Annotated in this window: 14 protein-coding genes; 10 read left to right on the top strand and 4 right to left on the bottom strand. The window is 73.4% G+C overall.

Annotated elements, in window-relative coordinates; genetic code table 11:
- Nucleotides 1-8: 8 nt before the first annotated feature.
- A complete protein-coding gene (locus tag ABT369_RS12005) occupies nt 9-2,114 on the bottom strand; it encodes a S9 family peptidase (protein ID WP_350611749.1) in 2,106 nt (701 codons plus the stop codon).
- A 192-nt stretch (nt 2,115-2,306) separates the two neighbouring features.
- Here ABT369_RS12005 and mshB point away from each other — a divergent pair, with 192 nt between their 5' ends.
- The 3 genes from mshB to ABT369_RS11990 all read left to right on the top strand — a co-directional run bounded on the left by mshB (nt 2,307) and on the right by ABT369_RS11990 (nt 5,320).
- Complete coding sequence (mshB, locus tag ABT369_RS12000) at nt 2,307-3,224, top strand: N-acetyl-1-D-myo-inositol-2-amino-2-deoxy-alpha-D-glucopyranoside deacetylase (protein WP_502891736.1); 918 nt, start codon at nt 2,307-2,309, stop codon at nt 3,222-3,224.
- 335 nt (nt 3,225-3,559) lie between these two features.
- Nucleotides 3,560-4,051, top strand: coding sequence for a hypothetical protein (locus tag ABT369_RS11995; RefSeq protein ID WP_350611747.1), 492 nt, complete (start codon nt 3,560-3,562; stop codon nt 4,049-4,051).
- Nucleotides 4,052-4,855: 804 nt separating this feature from the next.
- Nucleotides 4,856-5,320, top strand: coding sequence for a hypothetical protein (locus tag ABT369_RS11990; RefSeq protein ID WP_350611746.1), 465 nt, complete (start codon nt 4,856-4,858; stop codon nt 5,318-5,320).
- Nucleotides 5,321-5,581: 261 nt separating this feature from the next.
- Here the strand turns inward: ABT369_RS11990 and ABT369_RS11985 are convergent, their stop codons facing one another.
- On the bottom strand, nt 5,582-6,637 hold the full coding sequence (locus tag ABT369_RS11985) for a GNAT family N-acetyltransferase (protein WP_350611745.1): 1,056 nt from the start codon (nt 6,635-6,637) through the stop codon (nt 5,582-5,584).
- A gap of 267 nt (nt 6,638-6,904) precedes the next feature.
- Between ABT369_RS11985 and fdxA the strand changes: the two genes are divergently transcribed.
- Both fdxA and dapC read left to right on the top strand, forming a co-directional pair.
- Entirely contained in the window at nt 6,905-7,231 is a 327-nt protein-coding gene (fdxA, locus tag ABT369_RS11980; RefSeq protein WP_350611744.1) for a ferredoxin, read from the top strand.
- Nucleotides 7,228-8,334: a succinyldiaminopimelate transaminase gene (dapC, locus tag ABT369_RS11975; RefSeq protein WP_350611869.1), complete on the top strand. Its 1,107-nt coding sequence runs from the start codon at nt 7,228-7,230 to the stop codon at nt 8,332-8,334. Before fdxA ends, dapC begins: the two co-directional genes overlap by 4 nt.
- A 349-nt stretch (nt 8,335-8,683) precedes the next feature.
- Here the strand turns inward: dapC and dapD are convergent, their stop codons facing one another.
- Entirely contained in the window at nt 8,684-9,724 is a 1,041-nt protein-coding gene (dapD, locus tag ABT369_RS11970; RefSeq protein ID WP_350611743.1) for a 2,3,4,5-tetrahydropyridine-2,6-dicarboxylate N-succinyltransferase, read from the bottom strand.
- Nucleotides 9,725-9,777: 53 nt separating this feature from the next.
- Between dapD and dapE the strand changes: the two genes are divergently transcribed.
- Nucleotides 9,778-10,839, top strand: coding sequence for a succinyl-diaminopimelate desuccinylase (gene dapE / locus ABT369_RS11965; RefSeq protein ID WP_350611742.1), 1,062 nt, complete (start codon nt 9,778-9,780; stop codon nt 10,837-10,839).
- Between the two features lie 245 nt (nt 10,840-11,084).
- Here dapE and ABT369_RS11960 read toward each other — a convergent pair whose 3' ends face one another.
- Entirely contained in the window at nt 11,085-11,876 is a 792-nt protein-coding gene (locus tag ABT369_RS11960) for a DUF3152 domain-containing protein (RefSeq protein WP_350611741.1), read from the bottom strand.
- 38 nt (nt 11,877-11,914) lie between these two features.
- On the opposite strand from ABT369_RS11960, the gene ABT369_RS11955 reads away from it, so the two are divergent.
- The 4 genes from ABT369_RS11955 to ABT369_RS11940 all read left to right on the top strand — a co-directional run bounded on the left by ABT369_RS11955 (nt 11,915) and on the right by ABT369_RS11940 (nt 19,629).
- Nucleotides 11,915-12,691, top strand: a complete 777-nt coding sequence (locus ABT369_RS11955; RefSeq protein WP_350611740.1) for an LOG family protein — start codon at nt 11,915-11,917, stop codon at nt 12,689-12,691.
- The gene (locus ABT369_RS11950) at nt 12,691-13,251 is read left to right on the top strand and encodes an LOG family protein (RefSeq protein ID WP_350611739.1); all 561 of its coding nucleotides are present in this window, start codon (nt 12,691-12,693) and stop codon (nt 13,249-13,251) included. Before ABT369_RS11955 ends, ABT369_RS11950 begins: the two co-directional genes overlap by 1 nt.
- A 73-nt stretch (nt 13,252-13,324) precedes the next feature.
- Nucleotides 13,325-16,426: an ATP-dependent helicase gene (locus tag ABT369_RS11945; protein ID WP_350611868.1), complete on the top strand. Its 3,102-nt coding sequence runs from the start codon at nt 13,325-13,327 to the stop codon at nt 16,424-16,426.
- Complete coding sequence (locus ABT369_RS11940; protein ID WP_502891730.1) at nt 16,363-19,629, top strand: ATP-dependent helicase; 3,267 nt, start codon at nt 16,363-16,365, stop codon at nt 19,627-19,629. Before ABT369_RS11945 ends, ABT369_RS11940 begins: the two co-directional genes overlap by 64 nt.
- Nucleotides 19,630-19,640 lie beyond the last annotated feature (11 nt).

Here is a 19,640-nt window from a genome sequence, read left to right as displayed (position 1 = left end):
GCCGTCGATCAGCCCGGTGCCTGCAGCGAACGGCGGATGAAGTCGAGCTCGATGCGCAGCAGCTTCTCGGCCAGCCCGCCCGCGGCCATGTGCGTGGCGCCGGTCAGCGGGATCATCGAGTGCGGCCGGCCCGCGGCGAGCAGGGCGGCCGAGAGGCGCAGCGTGTGCGCGGCGACCACGTTGTCGTCGACCAGGCCGTGCACGAGCAGCATCGGCCGCGCGTCCTCGGGGCGCACCGGCGGCTCGGCGGCGAGTTCGACCAGCGAGTTGTGCGCGTACACGTCGGGGGCGTCGGCGGGCAGCCCGAGGTATCGCTCCGTGTAGGCGGTGTCGTAGAGCGCCCAGTCCGTGACGGGGGCGCCGACGACCGCGCAGTGGTACACGTCCGGCCGCCGCAGCACCCCCAGCGCCGACAGCCAGCCGCCGAACGACCAGCCGCGGATCGCGACCCGCCCGAGGTCAAGGTCGGGGTGCTTGCCGGCGAGCGCTTCGAGCGCGTCGACCTGGTCGGCGAGGATCACGTCGGAGAAGCGGCGGTGGATGGCCTTGTCGAAGCTGGGCGCGACGCCGGGCGTGCCACGGTTGTCGATGGACACGACGGCGAAGCCCTGGTCGGCCCACCACTGCTTCTCCACCCAGCGGGCCCGCGCGGCGACGACCTCCTGATGGCCCGGGCCGCCGTAGATCGCCACCAGCACCGGGAGCCGTCGCCCGGCCACGTGGCTGCGGGGATAGACCACGCCCGCCGGGACGCGCCGGTCGGTCACCCGCTCAAGAGCGGGTCGCGGCGCGAAGGGTGGTTGCGCCGCGTGGGACGCGATCGCGCCGACCTGCTCGCCGTTGTGGATGATGCGGTACTCCCACCCCGCCCGCTCCAGCGTCTGCGACCCGATCACGATGGTCCGCCCGGCCGCCTGGGCCACGTGCCAGCCCGGCTCCGTGGTCAGGCGCGTCGCGCGCGGGCTGGACTGGGTCACCGGGATGTGGAAGACGTGCTGCTCGCTCGGCTCCCCGTCGCTGGCCTCCACGATCAGGTCGCCTTCGAGGTTTCCGGCCACGCGGCGGACGTACAGATTGGGCGGTGTGATCAGGCTCCCGTCCGCGAACAGGCAGCGCGCGTCGTATCCGTCGTGGGCGAGCTCGCCGCCGACCAGCACCCGGCCGTCCGAGAGGTGTGCGGGCGTGCCCGGCACCGGCTCCACCCAGCGCGGATCGGCGAGCTCGGCATGGACCTGCGTCTCGCCGGTGCGCGGGTCGACGGCGATCACGAGGCCGTGCTGCTGCAGCCGGCGCAGCACCGCGAGCAGCGGTCCGCCCTGCTCCGACCAGGTGGCGGCGACGAGATAGGGATAGGTCTCGCGGTCCCAGTGCACGTCGACCCAGCCGCCGTCGAGATCGAGCACGTGCAGGGTGACCTTGGCGTTGCTCGCGCCCGCGTGCGGATAGGCGATCGTGGTGGGTGGCTGCTCCGGCAGCGACGGGTCGTGCAGGTGCCACCGCGGGACCCGCGACTCGTCGACGCGCGCGGTGAGGATGCTGTGGCCGTCGGGCGACCACCAGTACCCCCGGAAGCGGTGAAATTCCTCGGCTCCGATGAACTCGGCGAGTCCCCAGGTCACGCCCTCCTCGCCGGCCAGGACCGAGTCCGTGCCGTCGGCGTCGATCACCCGCAGGGCGCCGCCGGTGACGTAGGCGATCCGGCGTCCGGTCGGGTCGAGCCGCGGGTCGACGACCGGCCCGGCGGTGTCGAGCTCGGTCACGTCGCCGGTGAGCAGGTCGGCGCGGAACAGCCGGCCGCCGAGCGGGAAGACGGCCAGCACTCCGGCTCCGTCCAGCGCGAACGAGCCGATGCCGCCCGCGGACAGCCGTAGCCGCTCGCGCAGCGCCCGCTCGGCCGGCGGCAGGTCGGGCTGGTCGCGTAACAGCGCCGCCGGGTCGGCCAGGCACCGCTCGCTGCGCGTGGCGACGTCGAAGACCCAGAGCGCGTCGGTGGGGTCCTCGGGGCCCGACGAGCGCAGGAAGATCACGCGAGCCCCGTCCGGGCTCACCGTGACGGCGCGGGGTGCCCCGTAGGAGAAACGTCGGGTTCGTGCGGCCAACTCCGGATAGTCCACCCCGGAATGTTGACTCGTGGCCGCCGGATTGTCATGTGATTGGCCCGGAACCGGGCATCGGCGTCACTCTTGGTGAGCGGATGCTCACACGGGCCGTGGCCGCTGGGGAAAGTGTCGGTGGCAGGCCGTACAGTTGCCCCCGTGAGTGCTCGGAGCATCCTGTTCGTCCATGCACACCCCGACGACGAGTCGATGGGGACCGGCGCGACCATGGCCCGCTACGCGGCCGACGGCGCCCACGTCACCCTCGTCACCTGCACGCTCGGTGAGGAAGGCGAGATCCACGTGCCCGCGCTGGCCGGGATCGCCGCCGCCGAGGGCGACCAGCTCGGTGGCTATCGCATCGCCGAGCTGGACACCGCCTGTCGCCACCTGGGCGTGGCCGACCACCGCTTTCTCGGCGGGGCCGGGCGCTACCGCGACTCCGGGATGATGGACACCCCGGCCAACAAGCACCCGCGCGCCTTCTGGGGCGCGGACCTCGACGTGGCCGCGGGTGAGCTGCTCGAGGTGATTCGCGAGACCCGCCCGCAGGTTGCGGTTACCTACGACCCCAACGGGTTCTACGGCCACCCGGACCACATCCAGGCCCACCGGGTGCTGACCAGGGCCGTGGAGCTGGCCGAGGCGGAGGGAATCGGACCCGCCAAGGTGTACTGGACGGCAGTCCCCCGCTCCGTGCTGCAAGCGGGCATGGAGCAGTTCCGCGACTCGTCCGACAACCCGTTCGCCGAGATCGAGCATCCGGAGGACCTGCCCTTCGGCACCGCGGACTCGGACATCGCGGCGCGGGTGGACGCCCATGAGTTCGCGGAGGAGAAGACGGCCGCGCTCAAGGCGCACGCCACCCAGATCCCGCCGACGTCGTGGCTGTTCTCGATCGCGGGAAACTTTGGCGCCGAGTTCATGGGCGTGGAGTATTACCAGCTGGCGCGGGGTAGCAAGGGGCCCGGCGTCGGGCCGCACGGGTGGGAGGAAGACCTATTCGCCGGGCTCGAGGTGGATGTGCCGGCGCCTCGGGTCTCGGTGCTGGAGCCGCCCGCCTCGTCGGCCGCCGTACTGGGGACCTCGGCACTGGGGTCGTCCGGACTGGAGCCTGGAGCATCGTGACGACCAAGCGCAAGGGACCGCCTCGGCCGGGGCCTTCGGCTTCGGGGCCTGCTCTCGTTCGCGAATCCACGGCTAAGCCCACTGAGGTTCCCGGGGCCTCGTCCGGGCCCGGATCCGCTGGTGCGCCCGGGGGCTCGTCCGGGTCGGCTGCCGCTTCCGGGTCCGCTGGTGCGCCTGGGGCTTCGTCCGGGTCCGGGTCTGCTGGTGCGCCTGGGGCCCCGTCCGTCTCCGGAGCCGCGGCTGGGTCGGAGTCGGCGTCTGGGCCCGCGGCCGTGCCTGGATTCGCGCCGGTTGAGCCGTCCTCTGCGGATTCCGCTCCCGATGCCGGCTTTGCGGTGCCGTCCGACGTCATGTGGCCGGTCGCCGCGGAGCCTTCGCGGTCGTGGCTCAACCCGTCGCCGGAAACCCGGAAATCCTTCGACATCGCCATCACGATCGCGGGGCTGATCGTGGCCACGCTGCTCGGGGCGGCCCTGGCGATCATCGAGGCGCTCTACTCGCCGCTGCGCATCGGCGGGTGGCGCGTGCCCGTCTCGCTGCTCATGGCGCTGGTGACCAATCCTCTGCTGGGCTGGTTCGCCTACACCACGACCCGGCGACGGATGGCGGCGCTGCTACCGGCGGCCGCCTGGTGCGTGGTGTGGATCCTGGCGGCGGGCCGCACCTCAGAAGGCGACATGATCATCACCGAGGACAACTGGGTGGGGCTGCTGACGCTGTTCGCGGGTCCGCTGGCGTTCGCGATCGGCATCTACGTCTCGACCATGCGCCCGCGGCCGCGCGTGACTCCGCCGGACACGACTCCGCCCTCGCCGGCGGGCACCTGAGCGGTCGGCCGTTCTCTTCGACCGCCCGCGGCCCGGCCTGCTTGACGCTCGCCGGCTTCGTCCGCTTCGACGGCGCTCGCCGGCAGCGCTGACGCGTTGCGGCCGCGTTGACGTTGGGTGCGTTCGTCGGCTTTGTTGACGTTCGCGGTGTTGGCTGGTTGCGTTGATGCGTTGCGGCCGCGTTGACGTTCGGGGCGCTCGTCGGCTTTGTTGACGTTTGTCGGCTTCGGCGTCCGCGTTGGGGCCGGTGTTTGGCCACTGATGTTGGGGCCGGTGTCTGGCCACTGATTCGGCGTTCGGTCCGGCGCGGCGGGCCCTCGGCCGGCCGGGCCGCGCCGTCGCCGCAGTCGTGGGCTTCGCGTTGGCCGTGGCCGTGGCCGTTGCTCCGTGGCCGTAGCCGTTGCTCCGTGATTGCGACCGCCGCCGTGGTCTTCGCGGTCGCCTCGTCCATCGCTGGGGCTGGAGCCGTGGCCCGTGGCGAGCATGGCGGGGGAGGCGTGGGCCGTGGGTCTGGACCGGCGAGGTCCGCGAAGGGCGTGTTTGGATTTCGGGTGACGGGGGAGCGTCGCGTTGTGCGGCATCGGAAACGCGGCGCGGCGGTGATTCCGCGGGTCGGTTTGTAGTGCGGAAATGCCCGGCCGAATGGGGGCTCACCGGTGGCTCGAAAAGCGGCTCCCGGGAGAGGTTCAGCGAACTCTGAGGCGGCGGGTCTTGCGCGCACGCAGTGTAGACGGGTAAACACGTTCCCGCGCCGGGATCGCGTGGGTTCGGCGTATCGGGGAACTGAAGTGACGGAGGCTGGCTATGAAGGAGCGGTGGTTGCCCGTCGGGCTCGTCGCGGGGGGTCTCTTCGTGGTCAATCTCGTCGCGCGGCTCGTGGTTCGGATCGCGGCCGGGGACGATGACGCCAAGCAGATCACCATCGGGCTTTGGGCGCTGTTCGCGGTCGGTGCGGTGATGATTCCCGTCGCGTTCTGGTACGGCCGCCGGGTGCCCATGATTCGCGTCGTCGGCGAGCTCGGGCTGGCCGTTGTGGTCGCGTGCCTGCTGGCCGTGCTCATCGGGCCGTTCGTGTCCGGGGTGGGGCCGTTCAGCAACGGCGTCGGGCTCGTGTTCCGCCAGTTCTTCTACTTCGTCGGCCTGTCCGCGATCGGTGCGGTGATCGGGCTGCTGGTGCTCATGACGACCGGGCTGGACTACAGGTCGCAGTCCTGGAAGCGGTACATCGAGCAGACCGGTACCAAGCCCCGCAAGGCCGTTCGCCGCTAGTCCCGCCTCGGTCGGCTCGGCCGGTGGCTGTGCGGCGTTCGAACGTGCAGTCGGCGCCCGGCTGGTGAGCGAACGCGCAATGGTGCGACGTTGGGTTGCGCAAACGCGCGGCCGACCTGGGGCCGGTGCGCGAATGTGCAGTCGGCGCCCGGGTAGTGAGCGAACGCGCAGTTGGCGCGAAGGTGTTGCGCGAACGCGCGGTCGGTCTGGAGCCGATGAGCGAACGTGCAGCCCGGCGTGAGGTGACTGTGCGATGCGGGATCAGTCGGTGAGCAGGCGGCGCGATGAGTAGATGTGGTGCACGGTGAAGCCCAGACGGGAGTACAGCGCCACGGCCGCCGTGTTGCGCTGCTCCACCTGCAGGTAGGCGTCGCGGGCGCCCAGGGTCACGGCCCACTCGGCCAGGGCCGCGATCAGGCGCTGGGCCAGGCCGCGGCGGCGCATGCGTTCGTCGACGCCGATCAGGGACAGGCCGAGCCAGCGTGACTCGTCGTCGGCCACGCAGCCGCGGGCGGTGGCCAGGAGGGTGCCCTGCTCGTCGTACCACTGCGCAAATCGCACGTTCGGCACCGCCGTGAGCACGTGCCGGGCCGAGTCGGGCAAAGGGCCCTTGCGGCCGGCGACCGCGGACAGCCACTCCGCCGACGGTTCGGTGGCGAGCTCGATTCGTCCGCCCGGCGACCCGGCGGTCTCGGGTTCGTCCTCGGCGAAGCTCGGGCCGTCGGACGCGGCGGATGGGGTCGTGGCTGAGGGTGAAATGGCGGGGGATGTGCCGTCCTGGTCGGTGAACGAGGCCGGTTGCCCAGGCTGCGCGGCGGCGGACGGTGAGGTGGTGGGGGAGGCGTCGTCCGCTTGCCTCGGCGGCGCGGCGGCGGAAGGTGGGGTGCCCGGCGGCGCCGCGGCAGGTGAGGTGGTGGGGGAAGTGTCGGCCGCGTGTCCCGAGAGGGCCGTGAGCAGAGTCGGCAGGGAGACCGTCATCACCTGGGTCGTCGGCATCGCGGTCCAGCCGCGGCGCTCCAGCTCGTCGTCCAGGCGCTGGAAGAGCGGGACCGGGATCGAGAGGGCGGGGATGAGGGAGCGCTGGCGGTACCATTGCTGGACGAAATCGATCGCGTCCGGCGTCGGCAGGTCGGGGGAGCCGATCGCGAGGGCGGAGTTGGCGCGCTGGGTCCAGCCGTCGGTGGCGCGCAGGAGCCAGTCGCCCAGGGTGGCCTGTTCGCGGGCCGGCCAGCCCCGCGCCGCGGCGGCTTCCAGCGACTCGGTCGGCGTGAAACGGCGGCGCGGCGGGACCGGCTTGGCCCGTGCGATCTCATGCAATGGAACGCGTACCGCTCCGGTGCGGGCACGGACTGTGAGATGCGTCTCGGTCGCTTCGAGCAGCTGGCCCAGAATGTCCGAAAACACGGGTCGTGCGTCGCGCATCCCGACGATTCGGCGCACGACGACGCGCTGTCCCACATGTTGTGGCCCGAGCACGATCGACCTCCCGTGAACCTGGATACTAGGCTCGTACCGCCGCGGTAGGGATGCGGCGGGGCTTGCCAGCCCCAGGTTGGCAGCCTCAGGTGCGAAAGAGGGCGACCCGTGACATACATCATCGCCGAACCTTGCGTGGACCTGCTCGACAAGGCCTGCATCGAGGAGTGCCCTGTCGACTGCATCTACGAGGGCAACCGCATGCTCTACATCCACCCGGATGAGTGCGTGGACTGTGGCGCCTGCGAGCCGGTGTGCCCGGTCGAGGCGATCTTCTACGAGGACGACGTCCCGGAGAAGTGGAAGGACTTCGTCGGCGCCAACTACTCGTTCTTCGACGAGCTGGGCTCGCCCGGCGGCGCGTCGAAGGTCGGCAAGGTCGAGAAGGACGCGGCGTTCGTCGCCTCCCTCCCGCCGCAGGAGCGCGAACACTGACCGGCACAGCCTTCGGGGCCCGGCGCGCGCTTGCGGCCGGGCTGCCCGACTTTCCGTGGGATCGCCTCGAGCCGGCCAAGGCCACCGCGTCCCGCCACCCCGACGGCCTCGTGGACCTCTCGATCGGCACGCCGGTCGACCCGGTGCCCGAGCTGATCCGGGCGGCGCTGGCCGAGGCTTCGAACGCTCCGGGGTACCCGCTCACCGCCGGCACCCCGCGCCTGCGCGAGGCGATCCGGGAGTGGGTGACGCGATGGTGCGGCACCGGCTCGGGCGAGTTCGGCGTGCTGCCCACGATCGGCTCCAAGGAGCTCGTGGGCTGGCTGCCGACGCTGCTCGGGTTCGGCCCCGGCGACACCGTGGTCATTCCGCAGGTGTGCTACCCGACGTACGAGGTGGGCGTTCTGCTCGCCGGCGCCCGCGTGGTCCGCGCCGACTCGCTGACCGCGCTCGGGCCGGAGCGCGTGAGCATGGTGTGGGTGAACTCGCCGTCCAACCCGACCGGCAAGGTGCTGCCCGAGGCGCACCTGCGCAAGGTCGTCGCGTGGGCGCGCGAGCGCGGGGCGATCGTGGTGAGCGACGAGTGCTACCTGCCGCTGCCGTGGGAGTCGGAGCCGGTGTCGATCCTGTCGGTCTGCGACGGGAACTTCGACGGGGTGCTGGCCGTGCACTCGCTCTCGAAGCGCTCGAACCTGGCCGGATACCGCGCCGGGTTCGTGGCCGGTGACGCCGCCCTCGTCGACGAGGTGCTGGCCGCGCGCAAGCACGCCGGCATGATCGTGCCCGCCCCGGTGCAGGCCGCCATGATCGCGGCGCTCGGCGATGAGGTGCACGTGGAGGAGCAGCGCGCGCGGTACCGTCGCCGCCGTTCGATCCTCCGCGAGGCCTTCGAGCGCGCGGGGTTCACGGTCGAGGATTCGCAGGCCGGACTGTACCTCTGGCTGACCCGCGGCGAGGACTCCTGGGCGACCGTGGATTGGCTGGCCGAGCGCGGGATCCTGGCGGCGCCGGGCGCGTTCTACGGTCCGGCGGGCGAGCGGCACGTTCGGGTCGCGTTCACGGCCACGGACGAGCGCGTGGCCGCGGCCGCGTCGCGACTCTGACCGGCACCGTTGCGCACCGTCGCACGACTCCGTGCGCTTTGGCCTGCCGTTTGCGACAAAAGCGACTTAAGTGGCGACGGGGTATAAATCCGATATGTCGTGGCGCGCCAGCGCCCGACATATCGGGCTCGCCAGCGGAGGTTTCGGCGTTCGATTGGGACCCGCGTATCTCGGCGGCGCCGGGCGGCGGGTAGGAACCTGCGCACCGAGGCGGCTCGACGGCCCTGGTGCGGTCCGTTGAGAGACATGCGCGCCACCCAGGGCGGGCGTTAGCGATCGGCCGGGATCCGCTCACCGGGTGAGCAGCCGCCGGGCAGGCCCCGAAGTCGAGGCCCGCCCGGACCAGCGCTCAGTTCGCGTGCAGTGCGGCGTTCAGCTCGATGCCGCGCCCCTGGCGCTCGCGGACCTCCAGGCGGCCGCTCACCGAGTTGCGGATGAACAGCAGGTTCGGCAGGCCCGAAAGCTCACGCGCCTTCACCACGCGGCCGTCCGGCCGGGTCAGCTTCGAACCCGCCGTGATGTAGCAGCCCGCCTCGACCACGCAGTCGTCGCCGAGGGAGATGCCGATGCCCGCGTTCGCGCCGAGCAGGCAGCGCTCGCCGAGGGAGATGATCTCCTTGCCGCCGCCGGAGAGGGTGCCCATGATCGAGGCGCCGCCGCCCACGTCGGTGCCGTCGCCGACCACGACGCCGGCCGAGATGCGGCCCTCGACCATGGAGTTGCCGAGCGTGCCGGCGTTGAAGTTCACGAAGCCCTCGTGCATGACGGTCGTACCGGGGGCGAGGTGCGCGCCCAGGCGCACGCGGTCGGCGTCCGCGATGCGCACGCCCGACGGGGTCACGTAGTCGACCATGCGCGGGAACTTGTCGACGCTGAAGACGTTGAGGCGGCGGCCCGCGCGGCGCTCCAGCGCGCGCAGCTCGTCCACCTGCTCGGGCAGGCACGGGCCGGCCGAGGTCCAGGCCACGTTGGCGAGCAGGCCGAACTGGCCGTCGAGGTTCGCCTGGTGCGGGCGGACGATGCGGTGCGAGAGCAGGTGCAGGCGCAGGTACACGTCGGCCGTGCTCGTCGGCGCGTCGCCGAGCGACTGGATCTCCACGCGCACGATCTCGGACCGCAGGCCGAGGGGGCCTTCCGTCTCCACGAACGAGCCGAACTCGGGGCCGGTCGCGGCCACCGAGGCGGCGACCGCGGCGGCCGCGCTGCCGGGGTCCGCGACGGAGGCGGCGGTCGCGGCTATGGCCGTGGCGGGATCGAGCCCGGTGGTGCTCGGAAACGCCCCGAGGCCCAGGTTGCCGGCCGGGAACCAGGCGTCCAGCACCTGTCCCGAGGACGTCACAGTGGCCAGGCCCAGGCCCCACGCGGGGGAGTCGATGTACGCGGTCGTCACGGGACCGAACGCTACCGCACGCGCCGGATCGCCCGCCCGTCTAAGGTCGAGTCATGCTCACCCGTGACGTGCTTGCCGATCCCGTGGCTCTGACCAGAGCGCTCGTCGACATCGAGTCGGTCTCCGGCAACGAGGCCGAGATCGCCGACCGCGTGGAGGAGGCGCTGAGCGGCACCGCGCTCAAGGTCGAGCGCTTCGGGCACACGATCGTGGCGCGGACCGAGCTGAACCGGGACCAGCGGGTCGTGCTCGCCGGGCACCTCGACACGGTGCCGCTGCACGACAACTTCCCGTCGCGCATCGAGGGCAACCTCATGTGGGGCTGCGGTACGTCCGACATGAAGTCCGGCACCGCGATCGCCCTGCACCTCGCGGTCACCGAGGCCGAGCCGCGCCACGACGTGACCTACGTGTTCTACGAGTGCGAGGAGGTCGACTCGGCGCGCAACGGGCTGAAGATCCTCGCCGACCGCCGCCCCGACCTGCTCGCCGACGCCTCCTTCGCGGTGCTCCTCGAGCCGACCCACGGGCTGATCGAGGGCGGCTGCCAGGGGACGCAGCGCGTGATGGTGCGCACGAGCGGCAAGCGCGCGCACTCGGCCCGGTCCTGGCTCGGAGAGAACGCCATCCACAAGGCGGCCCCGATTTTGGAGCGTCTGCAGCGGTACCGCGACCGCAAGGTCACCATCGACGGCTGTGAGTTCCATGAGGGCCTGAACGCGGTGCGCATCTCCGGCGGCGTGGCCGGCAACGTCATCCCCGACGAGTGCGTGGTGGAGGTCAACTTCCGCTTCGCGCCCGACCGCGACGAGGCGGCCGCCGAGGCGCACGTGCGCGAGGTGTTCGACGGCTTCGACCTCGAGTTCGTGGACTCGGCCCCGGGCGCGCTGCCCGGCCTCGACGCGCCCGCGGCGCAGGAGCTGCTCGGCGCGATCGGCCGCCCGCCGCGGGCCAAGCTCGGCTGGACCGACGTGGCCCGCTTCGCGGTGCTGGGCATCCCCGGCCTGAACTTCGGCCCCGGCGACCCGAACCTGGCGCACAAGCAGGACGAGCACGTCGAGATCGACAAGATCGCCGAGGGCGCCGAGGTCATGCGCCGCTGGCTGCGAGGCTGAGGCGGCCGCAGGTGGCTACGGGGCTGAGGCCGGCGGCTCCTCGGCCATCGGCTCGAGCGTGCGCAGCATGCGGCGCACCGCGAGCACCTCGCGAATCCGTCGGTTCATCTGCCGCTTCTGGCGGTCAGCCTCGACTCGTGTCATGCCGGTCACACCCCCACGCCTGCCACCGGTATATCGGGTAGGACGCGACGGTAGGAGGAAACGTTGCTCTCTGCACCCGTTTTCCTACCGAGAATGTCCGATCATCGCGGCGCGGGTGGCCCTGTGACGAAGGTCCTACCGTCCGGATAGGGCCACGCGTTGGCGACACAGCCCTCGAGCCCGAACGACTGGCGGGCCATGACCGGGGCGGGGGCGCCCGGGCGCGGGCAGATCGCGTGCCCGTTGCCCAGGAAGTGCCCGACCTCGTGGTTGACGACCATGTGGCGGTACTCCGCGACGCTCGGGTACCACGCGACCCCCAGCAGCCACCGCTTCAGGTTGATGATCACGTCGCGGCCGCCGCGGCAGGAGACCTCGCCCCGGGTTCGCACGCCGCGCCGCGCGCACATGGAGTCGGTGGTCGACGGCGTCGCCAGGTGCACGGTGAGCTCGGAGGCGCTGCCCGCCGCGACGCGCTGGAACGAGAACTTCCCGCCCGCGATCCAGCTGCGCGCGTCGCCGAGCGTGTGCTGCACCGCCGCCGCGAACTCCTCGGGATCGACCCCGGAGCCCTGCTCGGTCGCGACCACGTAGTGCACCAGGTGCCCGGCGCCGCCGACGCGCTCGCCGCCGGAGCCTGCGAAGTCGAACTTCCCGCTGCCCTGCCCCGGCACCGCGGGCGGGGCGGAGATCGACGGCGACGCCGAGACCGACCGGGACGCTGGGACCGACGGGGGCGCCGAGAACGACGGGCTCGAAGACGAGGCAGGCGACGGGGAGGGGGCCACGAACGCGCCGGAAGGTGACGAAGGGCGCAGCGAGTACCAGATGAGCAGCGACCCGGCCAGAAGGCTGCAGACGGCCGTGAACACCGCCCAGCCCCGTCTCCCCATGGCCGTATTGGACCATGCGAGGACGTACGGTGACAGGCATGAGCGAGCCCAAGCGCAGCCGGCCGCGGGAGCGGCATCGCGGCATGGTGACCCTGCGACGCGACGCGATCCCGTTGAGCACCGCCGACCAGCGACTGCTGGACTCCCACCTGCGTCACGAGTGGAAGACCAAGGACGCCTGGCGGGCGCTGCGCATCCTCAGCGAGTTCGTCGAGGGCTTCGACACCCTGGCCGACCTGCCGCCCGCGGTGAGCGTGTTCGGCTCGGCCCGCAGCAAGCCCGACAGCCCCGAGTGGCGCATGGGCGAGGAGCTCGGCGGGGCCCTCGCGCGCGCCGGCTACGCGGTGATCACCGGCGGCGGCCCCGGCGTCATGGAGGCCGCGAACAAGGGCGTCGCCGAGGCCGGCGGGCTGTCCATCGGCCTGGGCATCGAGCTGCCGTTCGAGCAGGGCCTCAACGACTGGGTCGACGTCGGCATCGACTTCCGGTACTTCTTCGCCCGCAAGACGATGTTCGTGAAGTACGCCCAGGCGTTCGTCGTGCTGCCGGGCGGCTTCGGCACGCTGGACGAGCTCTTCGAGGCCGTGACCCTGGTCCAGACGCGCAAGGTCACGCGCTTCCCGGTGGTGCTCATGGGCACCGCCTACTGGCAGGGCCTCCTCGACTGGATCCGCGGCACGATGCTCCCGGACGGCAAGATCGGCCCCGAGGACCTCCAGCTGCTGTACCTCACCGACGATGTGGACGCCGCGGTGCAGCACATCCGCGAGGCGGCCGAGCAGCTGGAAGAGGACAAGCTGGGCGGCGGTAGCTGATGGCGCGCATCGGCGTGTTCTGCGCCTCGTCCCAGCGGCTCGAGCAGCGCTGGCTCGACCTCGCCCACGACCTCGGCGTCGAGATCGGCCGCCGCGGCCACGAGCTCGTCTCCGGCGGCGGCTGCGTCGGCATGATGGGCGCGGTCGCGGGCGGGGCGCGCGCGGGCGGGGCGCGGACGTACGGCGTGATCCCTCAGACGCTCGTCGACCTGGAGGTGGCCGACACCAAGTCGGACGAGCTGGTGGTCACCGACGGCATGGCCTCCCGCAAGACGCTGCTCATCGAGCGGTCCGACGCCTTCATCACGCTGCCCGGCGGCCTGGGCACGCTGGACGAGCTCTTCGAGGTCTGGACCACCGCGACGCTGGACCTGCACCGCAAGCCGATCCTGCTGCTGGACCACGACGGCTTCTACGGCGGCCTGATGGACTGGCTGCGCACCCTCGCCGCCCAGGAGTTCGTGCGCTCCACGGCCCTGGCGATGATCCTCACCGCCGGCGACGTGCACACCTCGATGGACCTGATCGAGGCGTCTCTGCTGGGCACGTCCCGGGAGTGACACCGGCCGTGGTTCCATTGGTCGCGTGACCGCGACCGCTTCCCCCGCGGGCCGGAGCCGTGCCTACAAGCTCGTGCGCCGGCCCGCGGTCAGGCCCGTCCCGGTCTTCTCGGACCCGTGGCAGCGGCTCGTCGTGGAGCACACGCGCGGGCCGCTGCTCGTCATCGGCGGGCCCGGCAGCGGCAAGACCACCGCTCTCGTCGAGGCCGTCGCCCAGCGGGTCGCCGACGGCGCGGACCCCGAGCAGATCCTCGTGCTCACGTTCGGCCGGCGCGGGGCGGTGCGGCTGCGCGACCGGATCGAGGCGCGGCTCGGCCGCTCCAGCGGGCTGCGCACGACGGCCGAGCCGATGGTCCGGACGTTTCACGGGTTCGCCTTCGGCCTCCTGCGCCGCGCCGCCGTCGACCGCGGCGAGGCCTCCCCGCGGCTGCTGACCGGCCCCGAGCAGGACCTGGTGATCCGGGAGCTGCTCGCCGAGTCGGGGGCGCCGTGGCCGGAGGCGCTGCGCGGCGCGCTCAACACCCGCGCGTTCGCCACCGAGCTGCGCGACCTGCTGCTGCGCGCCGTCGAGCGGGGCGTGACCCCGGACGGGCTGGCGGAGCTGGCCCGCATCCACCGCCGCGCGGACTGGAGCGCCGCGGCCGCGTTCTTCCGCGAATACCTGCAGGTGCTCGCGCTGCGCGACGCGACCGGCCGGGGATCGGTCGCCTACGACTACGCCGAGCTGGTGCGGGCCGCGGCCGGGCTGCTGGCCGACGACGGGCACCTGCTGGACCAGGAGCGCCGGCGGCTGCGGTACGTCTACGTCGACGAGCTCCCCGACACCGACCCCGCCCAGGTCGAGCTGCTGGAGCTGGTCGCGGGGGACGGCCGGCACCTCGTGGCCTTCGCCGATCCCGACTCCTCGACGTTCGCCTTCCGCGGCGCCGACCCGGGGATCGTGCCCGACTTCGAGCTGCACTTCCCCGGTGCGGTCCAGGTGACGCTGCCCCATTCGCGGCGGCTCGGGGCCGGGCTGCTCGCCCCGATCGGGCGGGTCGCGGCCCGGCTGCGCGGCCCTTCGCGGCACCGGCGGATGCTCCCGCAGCGGCCCGGCGGCACCGTGGAGACGCGCACGTTCGCGTCCGAGACGTCCGAGGCCGCGTTCATCGCGCACCGGCTGCGGGAGGCGCACCTGCTGCGCGACGTGCCCTGGTCGCGGATGGCGGTCGTGGTCCGCTCCACCGCGCGGCAGCTCGCCCCGCTGCAGCGCGCCCTGCACACCGCCGGGGTGCCGACGACGACCGAGTCCGAGGACCTGCCGCTGCACCTGCAGCCCGCGATCGCCCCGCTGCTGCTGCTCCTGCGGTGCGCGCTGGACGACGCCCGGCTCGACGAGGACGCCGCCGTCGCGCTGCTGCACTCGCCGCTGGGCGGGGCCGATCCGCTGGCCGAGCGGCGGCTGCGGCAGGGGCTGCGCGCGCTCGCGCTGGCCGCGGGGGACCGGCGCCCGTCGGGCCTGCTGCTGCTCGCGGCGCTGCGCGACCCGGCCGAGCTGGCGATGGTCGAGCGGCGCTGGGCCGGCCCCGCGCGCACCGTGGCCGGGCTGCTGCAGCAGGCCCGCGACGCCGCGGCCCGCCCGGGCGCGACGGCCGAGGAGGTGCTGTGGGCGGTGTGGCAGGCCAGCGGGCTCGCCGAGCGCTGGTCGGCGCTGAGCGCCCGCGGCGGGCACCGGGGCGCGGCCGCCGACCGGGACCTCGACGCGGTCGTGACGCTCTTCGACGCCGCCGCGCGCTTCACGGACCGGCTGCCGGGGGCCGGTACCGATGTCTTCCTGGACCATGTCGAGGGCCAGGACCTGCCGGCCGACAACCTCGCCCCGATGGCCGACCGCGGCGACGCGGTGCGCATCCTGACCGCGCACGCCGCCAAGGGCCTGGAGTGGGACGTCGTCGTGGTCGCCGGGGTGCAGGAGGGCGTCTGGCCCGACCTGCGGCTGCGCGGCAGCGTGCTGGGCTCGGAGCTGCTGGTCGAGGTGCTGGCCGGGCGGAGCATGGAGACCATTGGGCGGCTCTCGGCGCTGCTGGACGAGGAGCGGCGGCTGTTCTACGTCGCCGTGTCGCGGGCCCGGGAGCGGGTGCTCGTCACCGCGGTCGCGTCCGGCGACGGCGAGGAGCAGCCGAGCCGGTTCCTGATCGAGCTGTCCGTCGACGAGGAGCAGCCCGCGTTCGAGGCGCCCCGCGCGCTCACGCTGCCGACGCTGGTCGCCGAGCTGCGGGTGGCGCTGGTCGACCCCGACGCGCCCGAGCCGCGGCGGGCGAGCGCGGCGGCACTGCTCGCGCGCCTCGCGCGGCAGGAGGTACCGGGGGCGGATCCCGGCAGCTGGTGGGGCCTGCCGGTGCTGTCGGACGAGCGGCCGCTGGTCGACCCGGGCGAGCCGGTGCAGGTGACCCCGTCGACCGTGGAGAGCGTCGAGCGGTGCAGCCTGCGCTGGCTGCTCGAACGCCACGGCGGGGCGCTGACCCCGTCGCCGGAGCAGTCCATCGGCAACCTCGTGCACGCCGCGGCGATGCTGGCCGCCGATGCCACCGCGGATCGGGCGCAGCTGGTGGCGTACGTCGCCGACCGCTTCGACGCGATCGAGCTCTCGGCCCGATGGCTCGCGGGGCGGGAGCGGGACCGCGCCGAGACCATGCTCGACAAGCTCATCGGCTGGCTGGCCGGCAACCCGCGCCGGCTCGTCGCGATCGAGCAGGACTTCCTGGTCGAGCTGGCCGATCCCGAGGCGCCGGTGGAGATCAAGGGGCGGGTCGACCGGCTGGAGCTCGACGAGCAGGGGCGGCTCGTGGTCGTCGACCTCAAGACCGGCAAGTCGATCCCGGCCAACGCCAACCTCGCCGAGCACCCGCAGCTGGCCGCGTACCAGGCGGCGATCGAGCTCGGCGCGTTCGAGGAGTCCACAGTGGCCGGCGGGGCGTCGCTGGTGCAGCTGGGCGGGGAGACGAACGCCGCGCGCGAGCAGGTGCAGCCGCCGCTGGGCGAGGCCGACGACCCGAACTGGGCCCAGGCCCTCGTGCAGCGCACGGCCAAGACGATGGCCGCCTCGACCTTCAGCGCCGTGGTGAACAACAAGTGCCGCGTGTGCCCGGTCAAGACCTCGTGCCCCGTCTCGGGCAAGGGCCGCCAGGTCACATGACGCCGCTGGAGTTGGCAAGGCTCTTGAAGCTGCCGGCGCCGACGCCGCAGCAGGCCGGCGTCATCGCGGCGCCGGTCGGACCGCTGCTCGTGGTGGCCGGCGCCGGGTCGGGCAAGACCGAGACGATGGCGGCCCGGGTCGTCTGGCTCGTCGCCAACGGCCACGCCCGCCCGGAGCAGATCCTCGGCCTCACCTTCACCCGCAAGGCGGCCGGCGAGCTGTCGCACCGCATCCGCCAGCGCCTCGGGCAGCTGGTGCGCCGGCTCGGCCGCGACGACCTGATCGCGGGCGAGCCGACCGTGGCCACCTACCACTCGTACGCGGCCCGGGTCGTGCGCGAGCACGGCGTGCGCGCCGGGTTCGAGCCGTCGACCCGGCTGCTGACCGAGGCCGCGTGCTGGCAGCTCGCCGACGCGGTGGTGCGCGCCTACGACGGGGACATGACCGCCGTCTCGGCCGCCCCGTCGACCGTGGTCGACGCGGTGCTGCACCTCGCCGGCGACCTGGCCGAGCACCTGTGCGAGCCCGCCGACGTGGCCGCGTGGACGGGCCGGTTCTTCGCCGAGATGAGCTCGAAGAGCGGCAAGATGGCCAAGCCGGTGCGCGATGTGCTCTCCCGGCAGCAGGCGCGCCTGCAGCTGTTGCCGTTGATCAGGCAGTACGGCGAGAAGAAGGCCCTGCTGGAGGCGATGGACTTCGGCGACCAGCTCTCGCGCGCGGCCACGGTCGCGACCGCGCACCCCGAGGTGGGCCAGGTCGAGCGGGACCGCTTCCGGATCGTGCTGCTCGACGAGTACCAGGACACCTCGCACGCCCAGGTCGTGCTCCTGCGCGCGCTCTTCGGCGACGGCCACCCCGTCACCGCGGTCGGCGACCCCTGCCAGTCGATCTACGGCTGGCGCGGCGCCTCGGCCGGCACGCTGGACCGTTTCCCGGCCGAGTTCGTCCGGCCCGACGGGAAGCCGGCGCCGCTACGGCAACTGACCACCAGCTGGCGCAACCGGCCCGAGATCCTCGACGTGGCCAACACGCTGTCGGCGCCGCTGCGGGCGTACGGCGCCCAGGTCGCCGAGCTCGCCCCGGCCGACGTGCTCGCCGAGCCCGCCTCGACCGCGACCGTGCACTGCGCCCTGCTCGACACGTACACCGAGGAGGCGGCCTGGCTCGCCGACCGGGTGCTCGCCTCGTGGCGGCTGGCGGCGAAGGTCGAGCCGGACACGTTCCCCTACGACATCCCGGTCGAGGACCGCCCGTCGACCGCGGTGCTCGTGCGGACCCGGGCCCAGATCCCGGCGCTGGAGAACGCGCTGCGCTCGCGGGGCCTGCCGGTCGAGGTCGTCGGGCTCGGCGGGCTGCTGGACACGCCCGAGGTACGCGACGTCGTGAGCATCATGCGGGTGCTCGCCGACCCCGCCGAGGGCGCGGCCCTCCTGCGCATCCTGACCGGCCCGCGCTGGCGGATCGGCCCGCGGGACCTGGTCGCCCTCTACCGCCGCGCCCGGGCGCTCGCCGCCGCCCGCCGCCACGGGGACAGCGCCGCCGAACCGGAGCTTGCGGACCGGCTGGACGAGGCAGTACTGGTGGAAGCGCTCGACGACCTGGGCGAGCCCGAGCTCTACTCCGAGGAGGGCCACCGCCGCTTCGTCCGGCTCGGCGGCGAGCTGCGCGCCCTGCGCCGCCGGCTCGACCAGCCGCTGCCCGATCTCGTCGCCGACCTCGAGCGCGTCACCGGCCTCGACGTCGAGGTCGCCGCCCGGCCCGGCGACGCCGGCCTGGCCCGCGGCCACCTCGACGCGTTCGCGAACATCGCCGCGCGCTTCGCGTCCGAGTCGGAGGGGGCCACGCTGAGCGCGTTCCTGGCGTTCCTGGCCGCGGCCGAGAACGAGGAGCGCGGCCTGGCCCCGGGCGAGGTCGAGGTCGTCGCCGGGGCCGTGCAGATCCTCACCGCGCACGCGGCCAAGGGCCTGGAGTGGGACGTCGTGGCCGTCGCCGGGCTGTGCACGGACGTCTTCCCCGGGCCGAGCAACGCGGGTGACCACTGGCTGCGCGGCCTCGGCGTGCTGCCCTTCCCGCTGCGCGGCGACCACGCCGGGCTGCCCGCGCTCGAGCTGTCCGAGGCCGACGACATCAAGGGCGTGGTCCGGGCGCTGGAGCAGTTCACGCGGGACTGGCGCGATCACGACATCCGCGAGGAGCGGCGGCTGGCGTACGTCGCCGTCACCCGCCCGCGCCGGTTGCTGCTGGCCAGCGGGTACTGGTGGGGCGAGGGCATCAAGCGGCCCCGCGGCGCCTCGGTGTTCCTGGACGAGATCCGCGAGCGCTGCCTGGCCGGGGCAGGTGTCGTCGACGCCTGGGCGCCCAGGCCGGAGGCCGACGCGCAGAACCCGACCGCCGCCGACGTGCCCAGCGCGAGCTGGCCCGCCGACCCGCTCGGCCACCGCCGCCCGCTGCTGGAGGCGGCCGCGGCGCTCGTGCACGCCGCCGACCCGGCCGCGGCGCCGGCGGTGCACGACCCGCTGGTGGCGCGCTGGGCGAGCGAGGCCGAGCTGCTGCTGGCCGAGCGCGCCCGGCTCGCGCCCCGGGCCGGCGGCCTCGTCGAGGTCTCGCTGCCCGGGCACCTCTCGGTGTCGCAGCTGGTCTCCCTGCGCCGCGACCCGCAGCGCCTGGCCCGCTCGCTGCGCCGCCCGCTGCCCGCCCGCCCCGACCCCTACGCGCGCCGGGGCACCGCCTTCCACCACTGGCTCGAGCAGCGCTTCCGGGCCGAGCGCCTGCTCGACCTCGACGAGTTGCCGGGCGCGGCCGACGAGGACGCCGCGCCCGACTCCGCCCTGGCCGACCTCCAGGCCCGGTTCCTGGCCAGCGAGTGGGCCGACCTGGTGCCGCTGGACGTCGAGGTGCCGTTCGCGTCGGTGCTCGCCGGCGTGGTGGTGCGCGGGCGGATGGATGCCGTGTACCGGTACGCGGACGGCCGCTTCGACGTCGTGGACTGGAAGACCGGCGGGCGACCGGGCGGGGCCGAAGCGACCGCCGCGGCGGTGCAGCTCGCCGCCTACCGCCTCGCGTGGGCCGAGCTGCGGGGCGTGCCGCTGGAGCGGGTCGGGGCCGCCTTCTTCTACGTGCGCAGCGGCGAGACCGTCCGGCCCGCCGACCTGCTCGACGAGGCCGGGCTGCTCGAACTGATCACCTCGCTGCCGGCCGTGTAAGTCACGACCGT

The organism is Dactylosporangium sp. NPDC000244 (genome assembly GCF_040300725.1).
Taxonomy (GTDB): Bacteria; Actinomycetota; Actinomycetes; order Mycobacteriales; family Micromonosporaceae; genus Dactylosporangium.
This window is presented reverse-complemented; position numbering and strand designations above follow the sequence as displayed.

Coding starts and splice junctions, on each gene's coding strand:
- ABT369_RS11950 (WP_350611739.1), top strand. CDS start 12,691: ATGGCGCGCATCGGCGTGTTCTGCGCCTCGTCCCAGCGGCTCGAGCAG.
- mshB (WP_502891736.1), top strand. CDS start 2,307: ATGGGGACCGGCGCGACCATGGCCCGCTACGCGGCCGACGGCGCCCAC.
- ABT369_RS11955 (WP_350611740.1), top strand. CDS start 11,915: ATGAGCGAGCCCAAGCGCAGCCGGCCGCGGGAGCGGCATCGCGGCATG.
- ABT369_RS11960 (WP_350611741.1), bottom strand. CDS start 11,876: ATGGGGAGACGGGGCTGGGCGGTGTTCACGGCCGTCTGCAGCCTTCTG.
- ABT369_RS11990 (WP_350611746.1), top strand. CDS start 4,856: ATGAAGGAGCGGTGGTTGCCCGTCGGGCTCGTCGCGGGGGGTCTCTTC.
- dapE (WP_350611742.1), top strand. CDS start 9,778: ATGCTCACCCGTGACGTGCTTGCCGATCCCGTGGCTCTGACCAGAGCG.